The organism is Nocardioides proteolyticus (genome assembly GCF_051280635.3).
Classification (GTDB): Bacteria; Actinomycetota; Actinomycetes; order Propionibacteriales; family Nocardioidaceae; genus Nocardioides.
The window spans coordinates 47,884-71,099 of the sequence record NZ_JBNBPO030000026.1 but is presented as its reverse complement, the minus strand read 5'-3'; the positions used below and the strand labels follow the sequence as shown (position 1 = coordinate 71,099).

At 73.4% G+C, this 23,216-nt stretch carries 24 protein-coding genes; 17 read left to right on the top strand and 7 right to left on the bottom strand.

Going from position 1 to position 23,216, the window contains the following annotated elements; all coding sequences use genetic code 11:
- The 3 genes from rpmE to rpmF all read left to right on the top strand — a co-directional run.
- The coding region (rpmE, locus tag ACPOLA_RS15525; protein ID WP_435771361.1) for a 50S ribosomal protein L31 at nucleotides 1-225 on the top strand (225 nt) is incomplete at its 5' end.
- Nucleotides 222-1,292, top strand: coding sequence for a GTP-binding protein (locus tag ACPOLA_RS15520; RefSeq protein WP_435771359.1), 1,071 nt, complete (start codon nucleotides 222-224; stop codon nucleotides 1,290-1,292). The genes rpmE and ACPOLA_RS15520, both read left to right, overlap by 4 nt.
- Nucleotides 1,292-1,426 (top strand): 50S ribosomal protein L32, encoded by a 135-nt coding sequence (gene rpmF / locus ACPOLA_RS15515; RefSeq protein ID WP_435771358.1) that lies wholly within the window; start codon nucleotides 1,292-1,294, stop codon nucleotides 1,424-1,426. Before ACPOLA_RS15520 ends, rpmF begins: the two co-directional genes overlap by 1 nt.
- A gap of 97 nt (nucleotides 1,427-1,523) precedes the next feature.
- Here rpmF and ACPOLA_RS15510 read toward each other — a convergent pair whose 3' ends face one another.
- The 4 genes from ACPOLA_RS15510 to ACPOLA_RS15495 are packed head-to-tail and all read right to left on the bottom strand — an operon-like array spanning nucleotide 1,524 to nucleotide 6,347.
- A complete protein-coding gene (locus ACPOLA_RS15510; RefSeq protein WP_435771357.1) occupies nucleotides 1,524-3,014 on the bottom strand; it encodes an ABC transporter ATP-binding protein in 1,491 nt (496 codons plus the stop codon).
- Complete coding sequence (locus tag ACPOLA_RS15505) at nucleotides 3,011-3,844, bottom strand: ABC transporter permease (RefSeq protein WP_435771356.1); 834 nt, start codon at nucleotides 3,842-3,844, stop codon at nucleotides 3,011-3,013. Before ACPOLA_RS15505 ends, ACPOLA_RS15510 begins: the two co-directional genes overlap by 4 nt.
- Nucleotides 3,841-4,818, bottom strand: a complete 978-nt coding sequence (locus ACPOLA_RS15500) for an ABC transporter permease (RefSeq protein WP_435771354.1) — start codon at nucleotides 4,816-4,818, stop codon at nucleotides 3,841-3,843. The genes ACPOLA_RS15505 and ACPOLA_RS15500 overlap by 4 nt, the downstream gene beginning before the upstream one ends.
- The gene (locus ACPOLA_RS15495; RefSeq protein WP_435771352.1) at nucleotides 4,806-6,347 is read right to left on the bottom strand and encodes an ABC transporter substrate-binding protein; all 1,542 of its coding nucleotides are present in this window, start codon (nucleotides 6,345-6,347) and stop codon (nucleotides 4,806-4,808) included. The genes ACPOLA_RS15500 and ACPOLA_RS15495 overlap by 13 nt, the downstream gene beginning before the upstream one ends.
- 125 nt (nucleotides 6,348-6,472) lie before the next feature.
- Here ACPOLA_RS15495 and ACPOLA_RS15490 point away from each other — a divergent pair, with 125 nt between their 5' ends.
- The gene (locus tag ACPOLA_RS15490; protein WP_435771350.1) at nucleotides 6,473-8,011 is read left to right on the top strand and encodes an FAD-dependent oxidoreductase; all 1,539 of its coding nucleotides are present in this window, start codon (nucleotides 6,473-6,475) and stop codon (nucleotides 8,009-8,011) included.
- Between the two features lie 27 nt (nucleotides 8,012-8,038).
- Here ACPOLA_RS15490 and ACPOLA_RS15485 read toward each other — a convergent pair whose 3' ends face one another.
- A complete protein-coding gene (locus ACPOLA_RS15485; protein ID WP_435771348.1) occupies nucleotides 8,039-8,509 on the bottom strand; it encodes a MarR family winged helix-turn-helix transcriptional regulator in 471 nt (156 codons plus the stop codon).
- A 135-nt stretch (nucleotides 8,510-8,644) separates the two neighbouring features.
- On the opposite strand from ACPOLA_RS15485, the gene ACPOLA_RS15480 reads away from it, so the two are divergent.
- From ACPOLA_RS15480 to ACPOLA_RS15465, 4 genes are all read left to right on the top strand, one after another.
- On the top strand, nucleotides 8,645-9,139 hold the full coding sequence (locus tag ACPOLA_RS15480) for a VOC family protein (protein WP_435771347.1): 495 nt from the start codon (nucleotides 8,645-8,647) through the stop codon (nucleotides 9,137-9,139).
- Between the two features lie 139 nt (nucleotides 9,140-9,278).
- A complete protein-coding gene (locus ACPOLA_RS15475) occupies nucleotides 9,279-10,733 on the top strand; it encodes a glyceraldehyde-3-phosphate dehydrogenase (RefSeq protein ID WP_435771346.1) in 1,455 nt (484 codons plus the stop codon).
- Between the two features lie 35 nt (nucleotides 10,734-10,768).
- Nucleotides 10,769-11,593, top strand: coding sequence for a PI-PLC domain-containing protein (locus ACPOLA_RS15470; RefSeq protein ID WP_435771344.1), 825 nt, complete (start codon nucleotides 10,769-10,771; stop codon nucleotides 11,591-11,593).
- 234 nt (nucleotides 11,594-11,827) lie between these two features.
- Nucleotides 11,828-12,031, top strand: a complete 204-nt coding sequence (locus ACPOLA_RS15465) for a hypothetical protein (RefSeq protein ID WP_435771343.1) — start codon at nucleotides 11,828-11,830, stop codon at nucleotides 12,029-12,031.
- Between the two features lie 24 nt (nucleotides 12,032-12,055).
- Here the strand turns inward: ACPOLA_RS15465 and ACPOLA_RS15460 are convergent, their stop codons facing one another.
- Both ACPOLA_RS15460 and ACPOLA_RS15455 read right to left on the bottom strand, forming a co-directional pair.
- Nucleotides 12,056-13,186: a glycerate kinase gene (locus tag ACPOLA_RS15460; RefSeq protein ID WP_435771341.1), complete on the bottom strand. Its 1,131-nt coding sequence runs from the start codon at nucleotides 13,184-13,186 to the stop codon at nucleotides 12,056-12,058.
- The gene (locus tag ACPOLA_RS15455; protein WP_435771339.1) at nucleotides 13,183-14,214 is read right to left on the bottom strand and encodes a LacI family DNA-binding transcriptional regulator; all 1,032 of its coding nucleotides are present in this window, start codon (nucleotides 14,212-14,214) and stop codon (nucleotides 13,183-13,185) included. Before ACPOLA_RS15455 ends, ACPOLA_RS15460 begins: the two co-directional genes overlap by 4 nt.
- A 136-nt stretch (nucleotides 14,215-14,350) precedes the next feature.
- Here ACPOLA_RS15455 and ACPOLA_RS15450 point away from each other — a divergent pair, with 136 nt between their 5' ends.
- The 9 genes from ACPOLA_RS15450 to ACPOLA_RS15410 are packed head-to-tail and all read left to right on the top strand — an operon-like array spanning nucleotide 14,351 to nucleotide 23,168.
- Nucleotides 14,351-15,574 carry an amino acid ABC transporter substrate-binding protein gene (locus ACPOLA_RS15450; protein WP_435771337.1) on the top strand — a complete coding sequence of 408 codons (1,224 nt, stop codon included), beginning with the start codon at nucleotides 14,351-14,353 and terminating at the stop codon, nucleotides 15,572-15,574.
- A gap of 50 nt (nucleotides 15,575-15,624) precedes the next feature.
- Nucleotides 15,625-16,503, top strand: coding sequence for a branched-chain amino acid ABC transporter permease (locus ACPOLA_RS15445; RefSeq protein WP_435771335.1), 879 nt, complete (start codon nucleotides 15,625-15,627; stop codon nucleotides 16,501-16,503).
- Nucleotides 16,487-17,632, top strand: coding sequence for a branched-chain amino acid ABC transporter permease (locus tag ACPOLA_RS15440; RefSeq protein WP_435771334.1), 1,146 nt, complete (start codon nucleotides 16,487-16,489; stop codon nucleotides 17,630-17,632). Before ACPOLA_RS15445 ends, ACPOLA_RS15440 begins: the two co-directional genes overlap by 17 nt.
- Complete coding sequence (locus tag ACPOLA_RS15435) at nucleotides 17,629-18,420, top strand: ABC transporter ATP-binding protein (RefSeq protein WP_435771332.1); 792 nt, start codon at nucleotides 17,629-17,631, stop codon at nucleotides 18,418-18,420. The genes ACPOLA_RS15440 and ACPOLA_RS15435 overlap by 4 nt, the downstream gene beginning before the upstream one ends.
- Complete coding sequence (locus ACPOLA_RS15430; protein ID WP_435771331.1) at nucleotides 18,410-19,156, top strand: ABC transporter ATP-binding protein; 747 nt, start codon at nucleotides 18,410-18,412, stop codon at nucleotides 19,154-19,156. Before ACPOLA_RS15435 ends, ACPOLA_RS15430 begins: the two co-directional genes overlap by 11 nt.
- 31 nt (nucleotides 19,157-19,187) lie before the next feature.
- Nucleotides 19,188-20,342 carry a Gfo/Idh/MocA family protein gene (locus tag ACPOLA_RS15425; protein WP_435771329.1) on the top strand — a complete coding sequence of 385 codons (1,155 nt, stop codon included), beginning with the start codon at nucleotides 19,188-19,190 and terminating at the stop codon, nucleotides 20,340-20,342.
- Nucleotides 20,339-21,505 (top strand): dihydrodipicolinate synthase family protein, encoded by a 1,167-nt coding sequence (locus ACPOLA_RS15420; protein WP_435771328.1) that lies wholly within the window; start codon nucleotides 20,339-20,341, stop codon nucleotides 21,503-21,505. The genes ACPOLA_RS15425 and ACPOLA_RS15420 overlap by 4 nt, the downstream gene beginning before the upstream one ends.
- The gene (locus ACPOLA_RS15415) at nucleotides 21,502-22,395 is read left to right on the top strand and encodes a sugar phosphate isomerase/epimerase family protein (protein ID WP_435771326.1); all 894 of its coding nucleotides are present in this window, start codon (nucleotides 21,502-21,504) and stop codon (nucleotides 22,393-22,395) included. The genes ACPOLA_RS15420 and ACPOLA_RS15415 overlap by 4 nt, the downstream gene beginning before the upstream one ends.
- Before the next feature lie 50 nt (nucleotides 22,396-22,445).
- Nucleotides 22,446-23,168, top strand: a complete 723-nt coding sequence (locus ACPOLA_RS15410; RefSeq protein ID WP_435771324.1) for a hypothetical protein — start codon at nucleotides 22,446-22,448, stop codon at nucleotides 23,166-23,168.
- Nucleotides 23,169-23,216: the final 48 nt, after the last annotated feature.

Below are 23,216 nucleotides of genomic sequence, written 5' to 3'. Positions count from 1 at the left end.
GACCCCACCACGACCACCAACGGCGCCCGGCGGGCGGGCCCCCCCCGGGGGGCGGGCCCCCCCCCCCCCCACCCCGTGGTCGACGTCGACGTCACGGTGCACAGCCACCCGTTCTGGACCGGGCGCGGCCGCGTCGTCGACAGCGAGGGCCGCGTGCAGGCGTTCGAGCGGCGCTACGGGCGGACCAGCGGGGGCGGCCGGGACGGGGCGGGGAGCCGGCGATGAGGACACCCGTGGTGCTGCTCGCCGGCGTCGACCCCGACGCGATGGCGTCGGCGATGGTCGGCCTCCAGTTCGACCTGCCCGAGGCGGTCGCCGTACGGCACCAGATCGACGTCGACCGCCAGGTCCTCACCCGCACGGTCAGCGACGTCACCGGGGTGCTGGAGCGGCACGAGGTGCAGCTCGAGCACGCCTGCGTCGGCTGCGCCATCCGCGAGGACATCATGCCGACGCTGGAGCGCCTCGCCCGCGACGGACGGTGGCAGTGCATCGTCGCCCACCTGCCCGTCGGCGCCGAGCCGGGCCAGGTCTGCGCCGCCCTGACCTGGGACACCCGCCTCGCACGGTTCCTCCGGGTCTCTGCGGTGGTCACGGCCCTCAGCTCGCGGCATCCGGTCCGCGACCTGCTCGGCGACGACCTGCTCGCCGACCGCGGGCGGCACTGCTCGCACGACGACCGGCGCGGGGTCGGCGAGGTGCTGTGCGCGATGGTGGAGTACGCCGACGTGGTGGTCCTCGACGACGCGGTGGACCCGGTCGCGAGCGGCCTGGTGCGGACCCTCGCCCGGCCCGGTGCGGCCGTGGTCGAGGGCGCGCACGGGCTGGACGCCCCGCTCCTGCTCGGACGGCTCCACCAGGCGGCCGGCACCCGGGACTGGATCTCGCCCACCCGCACCGACGCGCTCCCCGAGGTGCGGGCCGAGGGGGTCTGGCGACTCGACCTGCAGTCGCTGCGACCGTTCCACCCCGACCGGCTCCTGGAGTCGCTGGAGCGGCTCGGTGGCGGGCATCACCGCTCCCGCGGCTGCTTCTGGCTGCCCACGCGGCCCGACCGCGTGGTCGAGTGGGACGGAGCCGGGGGGCAGCTGAGCATCGGCGACCACGCCGGGTGGGGCGGGCGCCGAGCCTTCACGCGCATCGTGGTGGTCGGGGTGGGGGCGGCCCCCGCCGGGCTGCGGCCGGCGTTCGCCGACCTGCTGGTCGCCGAGGGCGAGGACCCGCGGCACGGGCGGGACGCCGCCGAGGACGGGTTCGAGCCGTGGCTCGGCCCGGTGCGGAGGGCGGCGTGATGGCGGTCCCCCAGCGGCGTACCTCCCGCAGTCGGACGCGGCACCGCCGGTCGCAGTGGCGGGCCGGCGTGCCGCACGCCGGGATTGCTGTGAGTAACGAGCAGGACCCGCGGCTCAAGGCCCGCCAGGGCTGACCGGCCCGCGACGGCGGCCGGGATCCTTCGGGGTCCCGGCCGCCCCTGCGCTGGCCGCCGGAGCGGCGGCAGCGGCGGCATGGACCGCAGTCGCGGCTCAGGCTCCGACGGGCGCTACGGGCGGCGAGACCGCCTGCCCCGCCGAGCCGAGGTCGAGCCGGCGGTCGGTGGTGGCGGCCGCCAGGTCCACGTCGTGGGTCACCAGCAGCAGCGCGCACCCCGAGTCGGTGACCTCGCGCATCAGGATGTCGGTGGTGGTCTGCTGGGTGGCCAGGTCGAGCCGCGAGGTCGCCTCGTCGGCGAAGACGAGCACGGGCCGCGGCAGCATCGCCCGCACGATCGCGACCCGCTGCAGCTCTCCACCGGAGACCTGTCCCGGCCGGCGGTCGAGGATGCCGAGCGGCAGCCCGACCTCGGCCAGCAGCGACTCGACGCGTCGCTCGTCGACGCCGTGGCGTCGTACGACGTCGCGCAGCGCCGCCGCGAGCGACGCACGGCGCGGGAAGGACGCCGACGGGTCCTGGTAGAGCTTCTGCAGCCGGCCCCCGCCCGCGGCCGCGCTGTGCGACACCGCGCCACGGTCGACCGGCGTGAGACGCAGCAGCGCGTTGCCGAGGGTGGTCTTGCCCGCGCCGCTGGGCCCGGTGATCGCCCACCGCTCCCCGGCCCGGATCTCCACCGAGAGGTCCTCGAAGAGCGGCGTGGCGCCGTACGCCTTGGTCACGGCGTGGGCGCTCACCACCGGCTCGCCGGTCGCGCCACCGTCGCGAGAGGCGCTCATCCAGGGGAACTGCCAGCGGGCGGGCTCGGCACCGACGAGCCGACGGGTGTAGTCGTGGCTCGGCTCGGTGAGCACCCGCTCGGCAGGTCCCGCCTCGACGACCGACGCCTCGCGCATCACCAGCACCTCGCCGCCCAGCCGCCGCGCGAGCCGGAGGTCGTGGGTGATCGTGACGAGCAGGCCGCCCTGGGCGACGTGGTCGGCGAGGAGGTCGGCGAGCACGTCCAGCGACCGGGGGTCCAGGCCCTTGGAGGGCTCGTCGACGATCAGGACCCGGGCGCCACCGATGGTCGCCGCGGCGTAGGCCACCCGCTGCGCCATCCCGCCGGAGAGGGTGTGCGGGTAGGCGCCGGCGGCCGCCGCGAGCCCGAGCGCGCCGAGGCGCTCGTCGGCGAGCCGCAGGGCCGTCGTGCTGCGCGGGCGCCAGCCGGGCGCGCCCTCCGCGACCTGCTGGCGGACCCGCATCGTCGGGTCGAGGGCGAGGCCGGGCTCCTGCGGCAGCAGGGCGACCTGGTGGCCCCAGAGGTGACGGCGTCCGCCACGGTCGGAGAGGTCGAGCGTCCGGCCACCGACCGACATGGACCCCTCGGGCACCAGCTCGGGAGGAAGGGTGCCCATCAGGGCGTGGGCGAGCACGGACTTCCCGGACCCGCTCTCCCCCACGATGGTGAGCGGCCGGCCGGGCGAGACCACGAGGTCCGCCACGTCCACCAGGGTCGTCGCCCGGTGCCGGACGACGGCCCGGGCCACCACCAGGTCCTCACGCGAGGTCGAGGCGGCAGGGTGCGCCGGGGTCAGGGGGGTCATGGGGTGTCCTCGGAGCTGCGCAGGCCCAGGAAGCACACCGTCAGCAGGAAGAGCACTGCGATCGGCGCGAGCGACATCCAGGGCGCCACGTCGTAGAAGGGGAAGGACTCGGTGATCATCAGGCCGAGCTCGGCGCGGGGCGGCTCGAGGCCGACCTTGACGAAGCCGAGCGTGGACATCGCCAGGATGGAGGTGACCATGCCGAGCGAGGCGATCGTCGTCAGCAGCGGCCTCAGCTCGGGCCACAGGTGGCGGCGCAGGACGTGCGCCGGGCCCAGCTCGAGCAGCCCGGCCGCCTCGACCGCCGGGGCGCCCAGCACCAGGCTGGCCCGGGACCGCACGACGCGGAAGTACTCCACCCACTGCGCCAGGGCGAGGCCGAGGTAGAGCGCCCACAGGCTGCCGCCGGAGGCCAGGGCGGTGACCAGCAGCACCACCAGGAGCGCGGGGATCGCCACGAAGGCCTCCGAGACCGCACGCAGCACCGCGTCGACCCAGCCGCCGAACCACGCCGACGCGATGCCCGCGGCGGTGCCCAGGAGCAGGGCGGTGGCGACGCACAGCGCGGCCAGCACGAGGGAGAGCCGGGTCGCGTGGGCGACCCGGGCCAGCACGCTGCGGCCGTAGTCGTCGCGGCCGAGCGGCTCCGCGAGCGTCGGCCCCTCGAGGTAGCGCCCGAGGTCCTGGGCCGCGGGGTCGGGAAGCAGGAGCGGGCCGACGACCGCGAAGGCGACCAGCGCGGCGAGCAGCGCCCCGGCCGCGCGGCGGGTGACCCGGCCGCGCCTCGGCTGGTCCAGCCCGGCCGACACCTCGAGCAGCGGCGTGGTCATGCCACCGCCCCGTGCCGGCGCGGCCGAGGATCGAGCCACAGCACCGCGAGGTCGACGAGCGTGTTGACCGCGACGACGAGCAGGGCGAGCACGAGCGCCGTCGCCTGCAGCACCGGGACGTCGCGCCAGAACACCGCGTGCACCAGCGCATGGCCGAGGCCCTGCCAGGCGAACAGGCTCTCCACGACGACCACCCCCTCGATCAGGATCACCGCCTGGACGCCGAGGTAGGGGACCAGCACGACGGCCGCGTTGCGCACCACGTGCCGCAGCAGGACCCAGCGCTCGGCGAGGCCCTTGGTGTGCGCGAAGCGGACGTAGTCGGACTGGCGGACCTCGACCACGGCGTCCCGGGTGACCCGGGCGACCAGGCCGGAGAGTCCGACCCCGAGGGTCAGGGCCGGCAGCACGAGGCTGGCGGCGTCGCCGTGACCGACCGCCGGAAGCAGCCCGAGCTGAGCGGAGAAGACGACGACGAGCAGGAGGCCGAGCAGGAACGGCGGCACCGCCCGCACGCCGGCCACCCAGGCGCTGGCGAGCCGGTCGAGGAGCCCGCCGGGGCGGCGGGCCGCGGCCACGCCGGCTCCGCCGCCGATCAGCACGGCGAGCGCCAGCGCGGCCGCCGCGAGCTGCAGCGTCCCGGCCAGGTAGTAGCCGACCTCCTCGGCCACCGGACGGGAGGTGACCAGGGACCGGCCGAGGTCGAGCTGGACCACGTCGAGCAGCCAGCTGCCGAGCTGCTGCCAGGCGGGCCGGTCCAGGCCGAGCTCGGCGCGAACGGAGTCGGCGGTCTCCTGGTCGACCAGGTCGTAGCCGTAGCGGCCGGCCGCGATCCGGTACGCCGCGTCGCCCGGCAGCCGCAGGACGATCAGGAAGCACAGCACCGACACGAGCATCGCCACGCCGGCCGCCTGCGCCGCGCGCCGGGCCAGGACGCCGACGTACGCGTTGGCGCGGCCGCTCACGACGCCCACGTGAGGTCGGTGAGCCGCCACGTCGTCTCCAGCGGGTCCATGACGAAGCCCTCGACCCGGTCGCTGACCGCGGCGTTCATCCGGTACCAGGCCACGGGGATGAGCGGCAGCTCCTCCTGGGCGGTCCGGACGATGGTCTCCCGGTGCTCCTCGGCCTCCGCGCCGGCAGCGCCCGCCTCGAGCCCGGCGATCGCGTCCTGGACGGCGGGAGACTCCCAGCCCGTCACGCCCCAGTCCGACCCGCCCGGCGCGAAGACCGCGGCGACGTCGACCAGCGGGTCGGACACGAGGGCGAAGTGCTTGGCGACCAGCGCCAGCTCGAGGCTCCCGTCGGCGTGCCGTGCCGGGACCTCGCTGGAGTTGGCGACCTCGACGTCGACCTTCACCCCGACCTCCTCCAGCGCAGCCTGGATCGCCGTCGCCAGCGCGGGGAGCTCCGCCCGGTCGGGATAGGTGAGCAGCTGGAGCTCCAGCGGCTTCCCGTCCTTGTGCAGGGTCCCGCCCGCGCCCGGCCTCCAGCCCGCGGCGGCGAGCAGGTCCCGCGCCGCGGCGACGTCGTGGCCCAGCGGCTCCACGTCGGCCCGCCACGCCTCCAGGGACGGCGGCAGCAGCTGCGTGGCCGCGAGCTCCTTCTCGCGGAGCACGGCCTCGGCCATCGCCTCCCGGTCGAGGGCGAGGCTGAGCGCCCGTCGTACACGGACGTCCTTCAGGTGCGGGTGCCCGGCGTTGACCTTGAGCAGGATGGTGCGCGGCTGCAGGCTCGACTCCATCCGCACGCCGTCGGTCGAGTCGACCCGCTGACGACCGGCCGGCTCGAGCCCGAAGACCACGTCGGCCTGGTCGCTGACGGCCAGCACGGCGCGCGACTCCGCGCGACCGACCGCCTGGAAGGACACCCTCTCGACCGCCGGCTCCTCACCGCGCCAGTCGGCGAACCGCACGGTCCGGATCGAGGCCGGCAGCTCGATCTCGTCGATCTCGTAGGGGCCGGTGCCGATCACCGACGTCACCCGGTCTCCGTCGTAGGCGCCGGGGGCGAGGATCGCGGTGCTGTAGTGCGTGAGCACCGCGGGCAGGGTCAGGTACGGCTTCTCGAGCTCCACCACGACCGAGGACTCCTCCGCGTGGAGGTGGCGGATCGGCACCTCGGCGAGCGGGCTCGCCGTCGCCGCAGCAGCCTTCTCGAGGGCGGCCACCACCACCTCCGGCGTGAGCGCGGTCCCGTCGTGGAACGTCGCGTCGTCGACGAGGTCGAACTCCCACTCGGCGTAGTCGTCGGAGGACGTCCACTCGGTCGCCAGGCCTGGAGCCAGCTCGCCTTCGATGTCGCTGGTCACCAGCGTCTCCACGACCTGCAGCCGGGTGAAGATCTCGCCGTCGGCGGTCGGGTCGAGGCTGTGCACCTCGAACGGTCCGGCGATCCGGAGCGTGCCGGACGAGGCATCCGACCCCCCACCCGCGCCACATGCGGTGAGGGTGAGGACCGCCGCGGCGGCGGCGAGGGACACGGGCAGGGTGCGGCGTGACATGCGAAGGGCCTTTCATAGGGAGGGGCGCCGCGAACGCTAATGAGAATGATTATCGCTGTCAAACATCGGACGCACTGCCCTCCGCCGGCCCGCTGCCGCAACTAGAACGCGTTATCGTTCCGGGCATGAGCGCAGTCGTCGGGGCAGCGCCCCTCGAGCAGGAGTACGACGTCGTCGTGGTCGGGTCCGGAGGGGGAGCGCTGACCGGGGCCGCGATGGCCGCGAAGCTGGGCCTCGCCACCGTGGTGCTGGAGCGGACCGACCTCATCGGCGGGACCTCCGCCTACTCCGGGGGCGCGTGCTGGCTCCCCGGCAGCGCCGTGCAGCAGCGCGCCGGGCTGCCCGACTCGACCGAGGGCGCCCGCGCGTACCTCGACGCGGTCCTCGACGAGCCGGACCGGGCCCGGGTCGAGGCCCTCCTCGGCCAGGCTCCCAAGCTGGTCGCCGAGCTCGAGGCCGACCCACTGATGGCGCTGGAGTGGATCCCGTTCGCGGAGTACTACGACGCTCCGGGCCGGGTCCCGATGGGCCGCTCGGTCCAGCCGTGCACGATCCGGCGCGACGAGCTGGACCCGGAGGTCGCCGACCTGATCCGACCGCCGGTGGAGCGCGACCGGGCCGGCCGCCCGGGCCGGTCGACGCTCTCCGGCGGCCAGGCACTGATCGGCCGGCTCGCCGCGATGGTGGTCCGCGACGGCGGCACCATCGCGACGGGTCACCAGGTGACCGGCTTCCGGCGGGAGGGCGGCCGGGTCGTCGGCGTCCACGCCGAGGGGCCCGACGGTCCGGTCGAGGTGCGGGCCCGGCTCGGCGTGCTCGTCGCGGCCGGCGGCTTCGAGGGCAGCCCGGAGCGGCGCGAGCAGCACGGGACCCCAGGCAGCGCGCAGTGGACGATGGCTCCGCGTGGCACCAACACCGGCGAGGTGATCGACGCGGCGGTCGATGTGGGCGCGGCGACCGACTGGTCGGGCGAGGGGTGGTTCTGCCCGGGCCTGCTCCAGCCCGACGGCAGCGGCTCCTTCACGCTGGGCTTCCGTGGCGGCCTGATGGTCGACCAGGACGGCCGGCGCTACGCCAACGAGTGCCTGCCCTACGACCGGTTCGGCCGGATCATGGCCGCCGCCCCCGACCGGGTGCCGTCGTGGTTCGTCTTCGACTCCCGCGAGGGCGGACGGCTGCCCGCGATCGCCATGCCGGAGGGCGATCCCGCCGAGCACCTCGAGGCCGGCACCTGGGTGTGCGCCGACACCATCGCCGAGCTGGCCGTCGCGACCGGTCTGGACCCGGTGACGCTGGAGCAGACGGTCGAGCGGTTCAACGGCTTCGCCGCAGCGGGCCGCGACGAGGACTTCGGGCGCGGGGAGGACGAGTACGACACCTTCTTCGCCGCCGCGGGCGAGCCGAACAAGGCGCTGGTGCCGGTCGATCAGGCGCCGTACTACGCCGCCCGGTTCGTGCTCTCCGACCTCGGCACGAAGGGCGGCCTGGTCACCGACGCGGCCGGCCGAGTGCTGGGCACCGACGGTGCGCCGATCCCCGGTCTGTACGCCGCCAGCAACTCCACCGCCTCGGTGTTCGGGTCGGCCTACCCCGGTCCCGGGGCACCGCTCGGCGCGGCGATGACGTTCGCCTCGCTCGCCGTGGAGGACATGGCGCGAGCCTGACCGGGGCGCGCCCGGCGCCCGTCCGGCTCAGCCCCCGTCGGGGGCGAGCCGCTGGAGCACCGTCGTGCTGAACCGGGCGAGGGTGCGGATCTCCTCGCGGGAGAAGCCCTCGAAGACGAGCGAGCGGACGAGCGCGACGTGACCGGGCGCCGCCGCCCGGATCGCGGCCAGCCCCTCGTCGGTGAGGTCGACGAAGGCCCCACGACGGTCGTCGGCGCAGTCGCGCCGCTCGACCAGGCCCCGGGCCGCCATCCGGGTCACCTGCTTGGAGACGCGGCTCTTCTCCCACTGCAGCCGCTCACCGAGCTCGAACATGCGCAGGGTGTGGTCGGGCACGTCGTCGTCGGTGAGGACGACCAGCACCTCGTAGTCGGAGAGCGAGAGGCCGCTGGTCGCCTGCAGCTCGCGGTTGAGCCGGGCGGACAGCCTCGCGTGGAGGTCGAGCCATGCCCGCCAGGCCAGCCGCTCCTCCTCGTCGAGCCACCGCGTCGTACTCATCTGATCCATGGTAGTCGCGGCTGTTGACACATCCACGAGCCGTTGTGCACCCTGGTTGACACGGCAACGAACATCCCGGTGCGGCCGCCTTCCCGGCCGCGTCCGGCGCTCGGCCGCCGAGGACCGGAGGGCTCCATGGGCGTCGACATCGAGCAGATCACTCGGGAGCGCGAGCGGATCCGGCGCGACCACCTGCACCCGGAGGTCGACCGGCCCGCGAGCAGCGCCCGCGGGATCCACCACACCGCGCTGCTGTGCTCCGACGTCCGGACGACGATCGAGTTCTACCAGGGGCTGCTCGAGATGCCGCTGACCGAGATCTTCGAGAACCGCGACTACCCCGGCTCCGACCACTTCTTCTTCGACGTCGGCGCTGGCAACCTGCTCGCCTTCTTCACCCTCCCCGGCCTCGACCTCGGGACCTACGCGGAGGTGCTGGGCGGGCTGCACCACATCGCCATCTCGGTCACCCGCGAGCGGTGGGACCACCTGCGGGCGAAGCTCGACGCGGCCGGCGTCGAGCACGTCGTGGAGTCGAAGGTCTCGCTCTACTTCCGCGGCCCCGACGGGGAGCGCCTCGAGCTGCTGGCCGACCCGCTCGGCTCCATGTACGGCACCAAGGTGCTCTGACCGTCACCACGACGGATCCCGGCCACCGGGACCGCGGCTGTGACGAACTCCACCCGTCCACGGGACCGGCGGGATTAGCGCGACGCCCTGTCACCCCCCCTACGATCCGAGGCGTTCGTCGCCGGGCCGAGGAGAAGACGTGAGCGTCACCGAAGAGAAGTTCACCCGCTGGAAGCACCACGAGGAGCTCGCGGAGGCGATGATCCCCATCGTCGGCAAGCTGCACCGCGAGAAGGACGTCACGATCCTGCTCCACAGCCGTTCGCTGGTGAACAAGTCGGTGGTCAGCATCCTCAAGACGCACCGCTTCGCCCGGATGATCGAGGGCGAGGAGCTCTCGGTCGTCGACACCTTCCCCTTCCTGCAGGCGATCGCCGAGCTCGACCTCGGCGCCGCCAAGATCGACCTGGCCCTGCTGCTCAACGCCTACAAGGAGAGCGGCGGCGGCCTATCGGTCGCCGAGTTCACCGCCCAGGCGCTCGCCGACGCGACCGGCGACGCCAAGGCCGCGCCCCGCGGCCCGCAGGACGTCGTGCTCTACGGGTTCGGGCGGATCGGCCGCCTCGTCGCCCGGCTGCTCATCGAGAAGGCCGGCTCGGGCAACGGCCTGCGGCTCCGCGCGGTCGTCGTCCGCCGCGGCGGGGACGGTGACCTCGCGAAGCGTGCCTCACTGTTGCGCCGCGACTCGGTCCACGGCCAGTTCAACGGCACGATCACCGTCGACGAGGAGAACAGCGTCATCGTCGCCAACGGCAACGTGATCCGGGTGATCTACAGCGACGACCCGACCTCGATCGACTACACCGCCTACGGGATCGACGAGGCCATCCTGATCGACAACACCGGCCGCTGGCGGGACCGCGAGGGCCTGGCCAAGCACCTGCGTCCGGGCATCGCGAAGGTGCTGCTGACCGCGCCCGGCAAGGGCGACGTGCCCAACATCGTGCACGGGGTCAACCACACGACCGTCCCCGACGAGGAGAAGATCCTCTCCTGCGCCTCCTGCACGACCAACGCGATCGTGCCGCCGCTGAAGGCGATGGACGACGAGTTCGGCATCGTCCGCGGCCATGTCGAGACGGTGCACTCCTTCACCAACGACCAGAACCTGCTGGACAACTACCACAAGGCCGACCGGCGGGGCCGCTCCGCGCCGCTGAACCTGGTCCTGACCGAGACCGGCGCCGCCTCGGCCGTGGCCAAGGCCCTGCCCGACCTGAGGGCCAAGATCACCGGCAACTCGATCCGCGTTCCCACCCCCGACGTCTCGATCGCCATCCTCAGCCTCCAGCTCCAGCGGGAGACGACCCGTGAGGAGGTCCTCGAGCACCTGCGGAAGGTCTCGCTCACCGGGCCGCTGAGCCGCCAGATCGACTACACCGCCGCCAGCGACGCAGTGTCCAGCGACTTCATCGGCTCCCGCGCCGCGTCGATCATCGACGCCAACGCGGCCATCGTCGACGGCGACAGCGCCATCCTCTACGTCTGGTACGACAACGAGTTCGGCTACTCCTGCCAGGTGGTCCGGACCGTGCAGTACATCTCCGGGGTGGAGTACCCGACGCTCCCGGCGAAGGTCGCCGCCCAGGGCTGAGGCCGTCGCACCCGTCCGGGCGGCAGACTGACCGGGTGCGACCAGCCGACCCCGCCCGACGGACCCGAGGGCTCCGGCGGCCCCGAGCCCTCCGACGGCCCGACCGGCGGGCGCGCCATGCCGTGCTCGCCGGGGCGCTGGTGCTCGCCGTCGTCGCCGGCGCGTGCCGCGAGGCGCCCGACCACGACGGGGCCGGGCCGGACGGACCGGTGGCGGAGCAGCAGCGCTCGGCACCGACGCGCCCGCCGGAGCGCCGTACCTACCACCGCGTCGGCAGCCAGCCCTACCGGTTCGAGAACTCCTTCCGCGGCCTGGCCTACGCCGTCGACCACGGCTACGACTGGATCGACCTCGACTCCAACTACTGCTGGGACGACGCCCGGCAGCGGCGGGTGCCGCTCGCGACCCACTGGCCGCGGATCGACAAGGAGGGCTTCGACCCCGCCGACGACCTCCCGGCGGCGACGACGTGGGCCGACCTCACCCTGGGCGAGGTACGCCGCCTGGTGACCGCCGACACCCCGCCGTACCGCGTGCGCACGATGGAGGAGATGGTGCGCCGGGCCGCCGCACTCGGCCTGAGTGGCGTGGAGTGGGAGGTGAAGCCCGGCCCGGCGTTCGAGCGGCCCGAGATCTATCGCGACGTGCTCCGCGCCGCCCGCCGGGCGGGGGTCGCCATCGACGTCAAGACGGTGCACGGCCTCGGCGGCACGGCGGCGTCCTTCGCGCGGCTGCGCGCCGCGAAGCGGGCCGGCGCCACCACGATGCTGGTCAACACCGGCGACCGGCCGGTGCGGCTCACCCCCGACCAGGAGCGGTACGTCGACTACGTGCGCGGCCCGTGGCGCCGGCACGGCTGAGCCGGAAACGGGAAATTCCGGCCGAAGACTGTCTGAACGGGCCCGGACGTCGTCTAATAGGTGGCGGTCCCGTGCTGGGCGGGCTCCGTGGGGTCCGGAGCCACTCGTGGGGGGAGCAGGCGGGCCGTCGACGGCGACGGCTCGCGGGACCGTGCCGTCCCCAACCCCCTTGCCGCCACGACCGACGGTCCGGTGGCAGCGCCTGTGCGAGACGTCGCAGAGGAGATCGGAGCAATGCGCAGCGTGAACCCCAGCTTCGGGGTGCGGGTCCCTCGCCGCACCGTGTTCGAGTCCGTCGTCGACAGCAGTGCGGCGCAGATCCGCGCCATGATCGAGCGGGCCAGGAGCGACCTCGCCTCCCGGCACGAGCTGGAGCTGCTCCAGCACGTGCTGTCCGTCATCGAGTCGATGGACGACCGGACGCGTCCGACCGGCTGAGCGCACAGCGGCCCGGTCGCTGCCTCACGCCAGGTGCCGGCGGGCGATCACCGCTCCCACCCGCTCGAGCAGCGGGGCCGGGGCGCGGATGCACGCCGCCACGTCCGGCTCCAGCTCCACGAGCGCGTAGGCGGCCTCGATGTGGGCGTCCCGGAGCTCCGCGTCGCCGATCGCGCGCCGGCCGCAGACGGCGACGACCGGGATGCCGAGGCGGGCGGCCCGCGCGGCCACGCCCATCGGGGCCTTCCCGTTGAGGCTCTGCGCGTCCAGCGATCCCTCACCGGTCACGACCAGGTCGCTCCCGGCCAGCGCGGCGTCGTACCCGACGAGGTCGAGGACGAGGTCGATGCCCGGCCGCAGCCGTGCGCCGAGCACCGCCAGCGCGGCGAAGCCCACGCCGCCCGCCGCGCCCGCGCCGGCAGCGTCGCGCAGGTCGACGCCGGTCGACCGGCCGACGACCGTCGCCCAGCGGGCGAGCGCCTCGTCGAGCAGCGCGACGTCGGCGGGCGAGGCGCCCTTCTGGAGTCCGTAGACCGCCGCCGCGCCGGAGGGTCCGGTCAGCGGGTTGTCGACGTCGCAGGCCACGACGACGCGCGCGTCGCGGAGTCCGGGATGCAGCCCGGACAGGTCCAGCGCCGCCACGTCGGCCAGGGCCGCCCCGCCGTCGGAGACGGCTGCCCCGTCCGCCGTGAGCAGCCGCGCACCCAGTGCGGCGAGCATCCCGGCGCCGCCGTCGGTGCTCGCGCTGCCGCCGATGCCCACCACGATGTCACGGCAACCGGCGTCGAGCGCTGCGACCAGCACCTCGCCGAGTCCGCGTGACGAGGCGGCCAGCGGCCGGAGCGCACCGCCCGGCAGCCGCACGAGACCGCAGGCGTCCGCCATCTCGACGACCGCGGTCGGACCCCGCCGGGCGTAGGCGGTGGCGACCGGCGCTCCGGTCGGCCCCGAGACCTCCACGTCGACCGCCCGGAACCCGGCCGCCACGGCGGCGGCCAGCGTGCCGTCGCCGCCGTCGGCCACGGGGAGGCACGCCACGTCCGCACTTGGCAGCACCCGGCGGATGCCCCGGGCCACGGCTGCGGCGACACCGGCGGCGTCGAGGGAGCCCTTGAACTTGTCGGGTGCCACCAGCACCCGCGGGGACGCGCTCATCCGGGCGGCGGGGCGGTCGAGTCGCGGACGACCAGCTCGTACGGCGCCCGCCGGCGGCGCGGCCTGCTCGCCGGCTCCTCGAGGGCCAGCTCGAGCGCCTGCTCACCCATCGCCACCATCGGCAGCCGCACGGTGGTGAGCGAGGGCGAGAGGTCGCCGGCGACGGCCACGTCGTCGAACCCGGCGACCGAGATCCGGTCGGGGACCGCGACACCGTGGGAGCGGAGCGCCGAGAGGATCCCGATGGCCATGTCGTCGTTCATGGCGAGGACCGCGGTGACGTCGGGATGCTCGGCGAGCAGCTTCTCGGCGGCGGCCTTGCCGCCGTCGCGGGTGAACGCGGCCTCGACCACGGGGACGTCCTCGAAGTCGAGGCCGGCGGCCTCGAACGCCTCCGCCACCCCGTCGAGCCGGTCCGCGATCGTGGTCAGGTCGCGGGATCCGGTGGCCACCGCGATACGGCGGTGGCCGAGCCCGATCACGTGCCCCGCCACGGCACGCCCGCCGCCGACGTTGTCGGGCAGCACCGCGTCGACCCCGAGATGGTGGCGGCCGATCACGGCGACCCGCCCGCCCGTACGGCGGAACGCCTGCAGCTCCTCCTTCGCCGCCGCCTGCTCGGCGGGGTCGACGAACCCCGAGCCGGCGATCACGATCGCACCGACCCGGTTGGCGACCAGCATCCGGATCTGCTCGAGCTCGCTGCGCGGGTCGCGGCCGCTGTGGCAGATCTGGACGGTGAGCCCCTCGCGGCCGCCGACCCGCAGCACGCCGCTGGCGATCTCGGCGAAGTAGGGGTCGCCGATCTCGTGCACGACGAGCCCGACGGACCGGGACGTGCCGGCGGCCAGGCTGCGCGCGTGGAGGTTGGCGACGTAGCCCATCTCCCGGGCGACCTGGCGCACCCGCTCCGCCACCGCGGGGCTCACGCCGGGCGCCCCGCTGAGGCTCCTGGAGGCGGTGGCGATGGAGACGCCGGCCTGCTGGGCCACGTCCTGCAGCCGCAGCGTCGTTCGCTCCTTCGCCACGACCCACCTCCCGTCCCGCGGCCGGATCCGGCCGCCATCTCGCCCGGTGTGACCCTTGCCACAAACCCGCGGTCGTGCCTAGAGTAGCCGAAAGCGCTTACGAAAGCGCTTACGTCTCACCCTCCCGAGGAGCGACATGAAGGTCTCGACCCGCCTCCGCATCAGCACGCTCGCCCTGGCCGGCAGCGTCGCGCTCACCGGCTGCATCAGCAGTGGCAGCGGCGACGACAGCGGCAGCGACGACACGATCACCATCGGCATCTCGCTGCCGCTGACCGGCGACTTCTCCGAGCCGGGCAAGGGCGTGGAGCGCGGCTACGAAGCGTGGGCGAAGTACGTCAACGACAACGGCGGCCTGCTGGGCAAGCAGGTGGAGCTGAAGATCCTCGACGACCAGTCCAACGCGGACCGGGTCGCCTCCGACTACGAGAAGCTGATCAACCAGGACAACGTCGACCTCGTCTTCGGCCCGTTCTCGACGCGGCTCGTGGTGCCGGCCGCCCAGGTCGCGCAGGACTACGGGTTCCTCTTCGTGGAGCCCGCGGGCGCCGCCCCGGAGGTCTTCGAGCAGGGCTTCGACAACCTCTTCTACGCCGCGCCCGCGGTGGCCGACGACCACTACGACCACCTCGCCGACTACATCGAGTCGATGCCCGCCGACCAGCGGCCGAAGACCGCCGCCTACGCCGCCATGGACGACCCGTTCGCCCAGGGCACCGCCTACGGCCTCAAGGACCGGCTCGAGGAGATGGGCGTGCGCACCCTGGTCGACGAGGTCTACCCGCCGAACACGACCGACTTCAGCAGCATCGCGGCGAAGATCAAGGACAGCAACGCCGACATCATCGTCGGCGGCACCCAGTACCAGGACGCGGTGAACCTGATCATCGCCCTGCAGCAGCTGAACTACCAGCCGAAGATGGCCGCGTTCTCCACCGCGCCGACCAACCCCGAGTTCCCCGAGGCCATCGGCGAGAAGACCGAGGGCATCCTCTCCCCCACCGGCTACACGCCGGAGGCGGACTTCCCGGCCAACCAGGAGTTCGTCGACTTCTACACCGAGCTCCACGGCAACCCGCCGGGCGAGGACGAGGCCAACGCCTGGACGACCGGCGAGGTCGTGGCCGCGGCGGTCGAGGCCGTCGGCTGCGCCGACCCCGACCCGGAGTGCCAGCAGCAGCTGATCGACTGGCTGCACGAGAACGAGGTGGACACCGTGGTGGGTCCGCTGTCCTGGGACGAGGCCGGCCGCCCGCAGAGCGCCCACCTGATCCAGCAGTACGTCGACGGCGAGATCCGCATCGTCCTGCCCGAGGAGCAGGCCGAGGCGGAGATCATCCCCGTCAAGCCGAAGTGGTGACCGGCGCGAGCCGCGCGTCCACCGAGCCCCGACAGAGAGCCTGACCTGCCATGTCCCTGCTCTTCCAGAGCCTCATCCTCGGCGTGCTGCTCGGAGGCCTCTACGCCCTCCTGGCAGCGGGCCTGACCCTCTACTTCGGCGTGATGCGCGTGGTGATGATCGCCCACTCGGCGTTCCTGATCCTCGCCGCCTACCTGGGGTGGTGGTTCTCCACCGAGACCGGGCTGGACCCGCTGCTCTCGCTGATCGTCACCGTGCCGCTGTTCTTCGGCATCGGCGTGGGGATGCAGCGGCTGCTGATGGCCCGGCTGCGCCCCGCGACGATGACGATGATGTCGGTGCTGCTGACCTTCGCCGTGGCCCTGACCATCGAGGGGCTGCTCGGCTACGTGTTCACCGGCACGCAGCGCCGGGTGCGCCTGCCCTACGGCGGCGGCGACTTCGAGGTCCTCGGCGCCCACATCGCGGTGGTGAAGCTGATCGCGTTCGGTCTCGCCGCCGCCTCGCTGCTCGCGCTCTACCTGCTGCTCACCCGCACCAAGTTCGGCCAGGCGCTACGGGCCACCATCCAGCACCCGGAGGCGGCGCGCCTGGTCGGCATCAACACCGACCGGATCGCCGGCTACGGGTTCGGCCTCGGCCTCGCCACTGCTGCGATCGGCGGCACCGCCCTGTCGCTGGACTCCACCATCTATCCGTCCCTGCACTGGCACTGGATCGGCCCGCTGATGGCGATCATCGTGGTGGGCGGCCTGGGCAGCATCCCCGGCGCTGCGATCGCCGCGATGGTCCTGGGGCTCGGCCAGAGCCTGCTGCAGATCCCGCTCGGGACCACGTGGGCGCAGACGTTCTTCTACATCGCGCTCTTCGCGACGCTGATGGTTCGCCCGCAGGGATTCTTCGGAGGTCGTCTTGCCCAGCGTTTCTGACACCCGCAGCCGGGCCGTCCCGACGGTGCTCAGGGCCGTCGGCGTCCTCGCCCTCGCAGCCGCCGTGCTGTCCTTCCCCACGGTCGCCGCGAACCCGTTCATCCTGTCGGTGGGCGTGGTGATCATGAGCTACGCCGTGCTCGCCACGTCGTGGAACTACGTCGGCGGCTTCACCGGCTACATGTCGCTGGGCCACGCCGCCTACTCCGGCCTGGGCGGCTACGCCACCGGGCTGATCATCATCCACTCCGACATCAACCCGTGGGTGGCGCTGCTGCTCGGCGGGCTGCTGGTCGCAGCCATCGCCGTCCCGGTGGGCATCGCCAGCCTCCGGGTCCGCGGTGCGTCGTTCGTCATCGTGTCCATCGCCCTCGTGCTGATCCTGCTGCTGGTGTTCCAGTCGTGGGGCGAGTTCACCGGCGGCTCCAACGGCCTCCGCGTGCCGCGCCCGTTCGGCCCCGACGTGCTCCGCCCCGAGCAGCACGAGCGGTTCTTCTACCTGCACGCCGCGCTGCTGGCCGTGGCGCTGCTCGGCTGGTGGCTGATCGACCGGTCCCGGTTCGGCATCGGGCTCAAGGCGATCCGCGAGGACGAGGACAAGGCGCAGGCGCTCGGCGTGCCGACCTTCAACTACAAGCTGGTCGCCTTCGTGATCTCCGCGTTCCTCACCGCGCTCGGCGGCGGCCTCTACGCCCTCTGGTTCGGCTTCCTCGACCCGATCTTCCAGTTCTCCATCCTGGTCGGCTCCTACATGGTGCTGATGAGCCTGCTGGGCGGCATCCGCAGCCTCTTCGGGCCGCTGCTCGGCGCCGTGATCGTCGGCTACGCGCTGGAGTTCTTCAAGGCCGAGTACGGCGACACGCAGTTCCACCTCGTCGCGCTGGGCCTGCTGCTCGGGATCGTCGTGCTGTTCATGCCCGACGGCATCATCCCGGCGGTGACCTCGCTGGCGCGGCGGTTCGCTCCGGAGGCCTCGAGCATCCGCGAGATGACGCAGGCCGACCTGGCCGAGCAGCGGCGCGCCGGCCAGGACGGAGCAGACGGATCAGACGGAGCAGGTGGACCGGGCGGATCGTCCGACGAGACCAACGGGACCGAGCGCCCCGTGACGGAAGGAGCGCGGTCGTGACCGCCACCGAGCACCCCACATCCGCGCACGCCGCGCCCGAGGCTCAGCCGCCCGCCGAGGTGGGCCTCGCCACCGAGGGGCTGAGCAAGGCGTTCGGCGGCGTCCGGGCCGTCGACGGCGCCACCGTGCAGTTCCACCACGGCAAGGTCAACGCCCTGATCGGCCCCAACGGCTCGGGGAAGACGACGTTCTTCAACTGCGTCACCGGGATGATCAAGCCCGACAGCGGCAGCGTCTCCTACCGTGGCCGCGACATCACCGGACGGGCGCCGCACCGCATCGCGCGGGCCGGCATCGGCCGCAGCTTCCAGCTGTGCCGGGTGTTCCCGCGGATGACGGTGCTGGAGAACGTGCTGGCCGCGGTGCGGCCCGGCGGCCTCTCGCGGATGCTGGCGCCGGCCCATCACCACGACGACGTCGAGCGGGCCCGCGAGCTGCTCACCCGGGTCGGCATCGAGCACCTCGAGCGCGCCGAGGCACGGGACATCTCCTACGGCCAGCAGAAGCTGCTCGAGCTCGCCGGGGTGCTGATGGCCGACCCCGAGACGATCATGCTCGACGAGCCCGCCGGCGGCGTGAACCCCGCCCTGATCGACCGCATCGCCGGGCTGGTCCGCTCGCTCAACGCGGAGGGCCGCACGTTCATCGTGGTCGAGCACAACATGGACCTCGTCATGAGCCTCTCCGACCACGTGGTCGTCTTCGACCGCGGTCGGCCCATCTGCGAGGGACCGCCCTCGGTCGTGCAGAACGACCCCCGAGTCCTGGAGGCCTACCTTGGCATCTGAGTACCTGCTCGAGCTCGACGACATCGAGGCGGGCTACGGCCGCGCGGCGCTGGTGCTGCGCGGGCTCACCGTGAAGGTCCCGCCGGCCACCGTCGTCTGCCTCGTCGGGCCCAACGGCGCCGGCAAGTCCACGGTCCTCAAGGTCGCCAGCGGCATGCTGCCGCCCCGGTCCGGCACCATCCGGGTCGCCGGCCAGGACGTGACCGGCCACAACCCCCAGCGGATGCTGGGCGCCGGCCTCTCCCACGTGCTCCAGGGACACAGCGTGTTCAAGGAGATGACGGTCGAGGAGAACGTCCACCTCGGCGCCTACTCATTGACCGACCGGGCTGAGATCGCCGAGCGCGTGGCGTTCGTGAAGGACCTGTTCCCGGTCGTCGCCGAGCGCTGGAAGGCGCTGGCCGGCGCGCTCTCCGGCGGCCAGCAGAAGCAGGTGGAGTTCGCCCGATCGCTGATGGTCAGCCCGCAGGTGGTACTCCTCGACGAGCCGTCGATGGGTCTGGACCCCAAGGCCACGGCGACCGTGTTCGAGCAGGTGGTCCGGATGCGGGACGCCGGCACCGCGGTGCTGCTCGTCGAGCAGAACGCCCGGCGCGCGCTCGAGACCGCCGACCTCGGCTGCGTGCTCGACCTCGGCCGGGTGCACATCGCGGGCTCGGCCTCCGAGCTGCTCGCCGACCCGCAGCTCGCCGAGCTCTACCTCGGCGGCCGGCCGGCGCCGACGACCACCAGCTGACCCCCCGATCGCGACACGACGAGGAACCTCCATGCCCGACACCACCTACCGCATCCTCATGAACGGCGTGACCGGCCGGATGGGCTACCGCCAGCACCTGCTCCGGTCGATCCTCGCCATCCGCGACGAGGGCGGGGTCCCGCTGCCCGACGGCAGCCGGCTCCAGGTCGAGCCGGTGCTGATCGGGCGCAACGCCGACAAGCTGGCCCGGCTCGCCGCCGAGCACCGGATCGCCGACTGGACCACCGACCTCGACGCCGTGCTCGCCGAGGACGGCGACAGGGCGGCGCCGATCTACTTCGACGCCCAGGTGACCAGCGAGCGCAAGAAGGCGATCCTCAAGGCGGCGGCGGCCGGCAAGCACGTCTTCACCGAGAAGCCGATCGCGGAGTCCGTGGAGGAGGGGCTCGAGCTCGTCGAGGCCGCCGAGCGGCACGGCATCCTCAACGGCGTCGTGCACGACAAGCTGTACCTCCCCGGACTGATGAAGCTGAAGCGGCTGATCGACGGCGGCTTCTTCGGCCGCATCCTCTCCGTCCGCGGCGAGTTCGGCTACTGGGTCTTCGAGGGCGACTACCTGCCGGCGCAGCGGCCGAGCTGGAACTACCGCGCCGCCGACGGTGGCGGGATGGTCCTGGACATGTTCTGCCACTGGAACTACGTGCTGGAGAACCTCTTCGGCCGGGTCGAGGCGGTCACCGCCAAGGCGGTGACGCACATCCCCGAGCGGTGGGACGAGAACGGCGAGCGGTACGACGCCACGGCCGACGACGCGGCGTACGCGATCTTCGAGCTGGCGGGCGGCGTGATCGCGCAGGTGAACTCCTCGTGGGCCGTGCGCGTCGAGCGCAAGGAGCTGGTGGAGTTCCAGGTGGACGGCACCCACGGCTCCGCCGTCGCCGGCCTCTTCGGCTGCCGGGTGCAGCCGCGCGAGCTGACGCCGATGCCGGTGTGGAACCCCGACCTGCCGACGACCGAGGACTTCCGCGCCCAGTGGGCGGAGGTGCCCGACAACACCCGGTTCGGCAACGGGTTCCGGGCGCAGTGGGAGCAGTTCCTGCTCGACGTGCACCACGGCCGGCCGCACCCGTACGACTTCGCCGCCGGCGTCCGCGGGCTGCAGCTCGTCGACGCCGGGCTCCGCTCGTCGGCGGAGGGTCGCCGAATCGAGATGCCCGCGCGATGACGCACGTGGACCGGGTCGAGATCCCCCTCGCCGACGGCGGGTGGGAGACGGTGGCGCTCCGCGAGCCGCGGCAGTGGAAGGACCACCCCGGGCCGCACGCGAGCCGGGTGGCGTTCGCCGCCGCCCACGTCGTCGCCGACCCCCGCGGCGAGAACGTGCCGGGCGCGCCTGCCGCCGTCGACTGGGAGTCGACCCTCGCCTTCCGGCGCGAGCTGTTCCGCTACGGGTTCGGCGTCGCGGAGGCGATGGACACCGCCCAGCGCAACATGGGGCTGGACTGGGCGGCCGTGCAGGAGCTGGTCCGCCGCAGCGCCGAGCAGGCCGCCGACTACGGCGCCCGCATCGCCTCCGGCGCCGGGACCGACCACCGGGAGCGGCTCGGCTCCCTCGCCGAGGTCCGCGACGCCTACCTCGAGCAGGTGGCCTTCGTCGAGTCGACCGGGTCCCAGGTGATCCTGATGGCGTCCCGCCACCTCGCGGCGGTCGCCGCCGGCCCCGACGACTACCTCGCGGTGTACGCCGACCTGCTCGGCCAGGTGCGCGAGCCGGTGGTGCTCCACTGGCTCGGCGAGGCGTTCGACCCGCAGCTGCGCGGCTACTGGGGATCGGCCGACGTCGCCGCCGCGACCGCGACCTTCCTCGACCTGGTGGCCGCCCACGCCGACAAGGTCGACGGGGTGAAGGTCTCCCTGCTCTCCGCCGACCACGAGATCGGGCTGCGCGCGGCGCTTCCCGCCGGCGTGCGGCTCTACACCGGCGACGACTTCAACTATCCCGAGCTCATCCGCGGCGACGGCACCCACCACTCCGACGCCCTGCTCGGCGCGTTCGCCGCCATCGCCCCGGCCGCCTCCGCGGCGCTCACCGCGCTCGACGACGGCGACCTGGCGACGTACGACGCCGAGCTGGCGCCGACGCTGCCGCTCTCGCGCCACCTGTTCGAGGCGCCGACCTGGCACTACAAGACCGGCATCGCCTTCCTGTCCTGGCTGTGCGGCCACCAGCCGGGCTTCACCATGGTCGGCGGGATGCAGTCGGCCCGCAGCGTCGTGCACCTCGGCCGCCTCTTCGCCCTCGCCAACGGCGCCCAGCTGCTGCCCGACCCGGAGCTCGCGGCGCACCGCCTGCGGCTGTGGCTCGAGGCCGCCGGAGCGGCGCGATGACCGCTCTCGACGTGCCCTCGGGCTCGACGCCGCGGGTCCCGACCCCCGCGCCGGGCGACCCTCGGCTGGCGCGGCTCTCCCTGAACCAGAAGACGGTCGACGGGTGGTCGCTCCGTGACGCGGTCGAGGGCTGTGTCCGTCACGGCATCCCGGCGCTCGGTGTCTGGCGCGAGCCGCTGGCCGAGGCCGGCGTCGACAAGGGCGTCCGCTGGGTCCAGGAGGCGGGGCTGCGGGTCTCCTCGCTGTGCCGCGGCGGGTTCTTCACCGTCGCCGACGGTGCGGAGCGACGGCGCCGCCACGACGACAACCTCCGCGCCCTCGACGAGGCGGCCGCCCTCGGCGCCCCGTGCCTGGTGCTGGTGCCGGGCGGCCTCCCGGCCGGCGACCGCGACCTCCGGGGTGCCCGCGACCGTGCCGCGGAGGCGATCGAGGAGCTCGTGCCGCACGCGCTCGAGGTCGGCGTGCGGCTGGCCATCGAGCCGATGCACCCGATCTTCGCTGCCGACCGCGGCGTCGTCTCCACGCTGGGCCAGGCCCTCGACATCGCCGAGCCGCTCCCGGTCGACGCGGTCGGGGTCGTCGTGGACACCTTCCACGTCTGGTGGGAGCCGGGGGTCGAGGAGCAGATCGCCCGTGCCGGCGACCGCGTCGCGTCCTACCAGGTCTGCGAGTGGATCACCCCACTGCCGCCCGACGCCCTGCTCTCGCGCGGGATGATGGGCGACGGCCACATCGACTTCGCGCACCTCTCGCGCTGCGTGGCCGCCACCGGCTACGGCGGCGACGTCGAGGTCGAGATCTTCAACGCCGACGTCTGGGCCGCCGACGGCGACGCCGTGCTCGACACCCTGGCCCGCCGCTACGCCGAGCTCGTGGAGCCGCACGTGTAGCGATCGACCGATCCCTCGGGCGGACCCGCCCGACTCGGAAGGAGTGAGGAATGAAGCGCACACACAGGAGAGCTGTCGGCCTCGCCGCCAGTGCCGGTCTCGGGGCGGCACTGGTCGGCGGGCCGGCGCCCGCGGTGGCCGACCGTCCCGACCAGCCGGTCGGGCCGTCGCAGGTACGGGTGCAGGCGGCGCCGGCGCCGCACCACTGGGACCCGCTGACGGACGCGAAGTGGTCCTTCGAGCGCGGCCAGGTCGTGCTCACCGAGCGCGGCACCAACCCCGGCGGGCCCCGGCGCCCGTTCGAGTTCGCGGTCGTGACGCAGGGCCCGGAGCTGTCCTCGGTGGACATCTCCGCCGAGGTCCGGATCGACGAGCCGGTCGAGTTCAGCAACCGCGACGTGATCGTGATCTGGAACTACCAGTCGCCCACCCGCTTCTACTACGCGCACCTGTCGCAGGACAACACGATCTACCCGCACAACGGGATCTTCGTCGTCGACGACACCGACCGGCGCCGGATCGACGACCAGTGGAACGGGTCGGTCGGCGCTCCCCCGGCGATCGACGACACCGACTGGCACGACGTGCGGGTCGCCTACGACGCCGCGACCGGCGCCGTCGAGGTGTACGTCGACGGGTCGGCCGAGCCGCTGATGACGGCCACCGACACCACCTTCTCGGGAGGACGCGTGGGCTTCGGCTCCTTCGACAACTACGGCCGCACCCGCCACTTCTCCGTCGTCGGCACGCCCACCGGCTCCGGCACCCCCTGATCCCCGTCGGTCCCGGGGCATCGCCTCGGGACCGACGAGGGCTGCCGG

What these genes read in the sequence shown, in the direction of transcription:
- ACPOLA_RS15520 (WP_435771359.1), top strand. Translation starts at nt 222, where the DNA reads ATGAGGACACCCGTGGTGCTGCTCGCCGGCGTCGACCCCGACGCGATG.
- rpmF (WP_435771358.1), top strand. Translation starts at nt 1,292, where the DNA reads ATGGCGGTCCCCCAGCGGCGTACCTCCCGCAGTCGGACGCGGCACCGC.
- ACPOLA_RS15510 (WP_435771357.1), bottom strand. Translation starts at nt 3,014, where the DNA reads ATGACCCCCCTGACCCCGGCGCACCCTGCCGCCTCGACCTCGCGTGAG.
- ACPOLA_RS15505 (WP_435771356.1), bottom strand. Translation starts at nt 3,844, where the DNA reads ATGACCACGCCGCTGCTCGAGGTGTCGGCCGGGCTGGACCAGCCGAGG.
- ACPOLA_RS15495 (WP_435771352.1), bottom strand. Translation starts at nt 6,347, where the DNA reads ATGTCACGCCGCACCCTGCCCGTGTCCCTCGCCGCCGCCGCGGCGGTC.
- ACPOLA_RS15490 (WP_435771350.1), top strand. Translation starts at nt 6,473, where the DNA reads ATGAGCGCAGTCGTCGGGGCAGCGCCCCTCGAGCAGGAGTACGACGTC.
- ACPOLA_RS15485 (WP_435771348.1), bottom strand. Translation starts at nt 8,509, where the DNA reads ATGAGTACGACGCGGTGGCTCGACGAGGAGGAGCGGCTGGCCTGGCGG.
- ACPOLA_RS15480 (WP_435771347.1), top strand. Translation starts at nt 8,645, where the DNA reads ATGGGCGTCGACATCGAGCAGATCACTCGGGAGCGCGAGCGGATCCGG.
- ACPOLA_RS15465 (WP_435771343.1), top strand. Translation starts at nt 11,828, where the DNA reads ATGCGCAGCGTGAACCCCAGCTTCGGGGTGCGGGTCCCTCGCCGCACC.
- ACPOLA_RS15460 (WP_435771341.1), bottom strand. Translation starts at nt 13,186, where the DNA reads ATGAGCGCGTCCCCGCGGGTGCTGGTGGCACCCGACAAGTTCAAGGGC.
- ACPOLA_RS15450 (WP_435771337.1), top strand. Translation starts at nt 14,351, where the DNA reads ATGAAGGTCTCGACCCGCCTCCGCATCAGCACGCTCGCCCTGGCCGGC.
- ACPOLA_RS15445 (WP_435771335.1), top strand. Translation starts at nt 15,625, where the DNA reads ATGTCCCTGCTCTTCCAGAGCCTCATCCTCGGCGTGCTGCTCGGAGGC.
- ACPOLA_RS15425 (WP_435771329.1), top strand. Translation starts at nt 19,188, where the DNA reads ATGCCCGACACCACCTACCGCATCCTCATGAACGGCGTGACCGGCCGG.
- ACPOLA_RS15420 (WP_435771328.1), top strand. Translation starts at nt 20,339, where the DNA reads ATGACGCACGTGGACCGGGTCGAGATCCCCCTCGCCGACGGCGGGTGG.
- ACPOLA_RS15415 (WP_435771326.1), top strand. Translation starts at nt 21,502, where the DNA reads ATGACCGCTCTCGACGTGCCCTCGGGCTCGACGCCGCGGGTCCCGACC.
- ACPOLA_RS15410 (WP_435771324.1), top strand. Translation starts at nt 22,446, where the DNA reads ATGAAGCGCACACACAGGAGAGCTGTCGGCCTCGCCGCCAGTGCCGGT.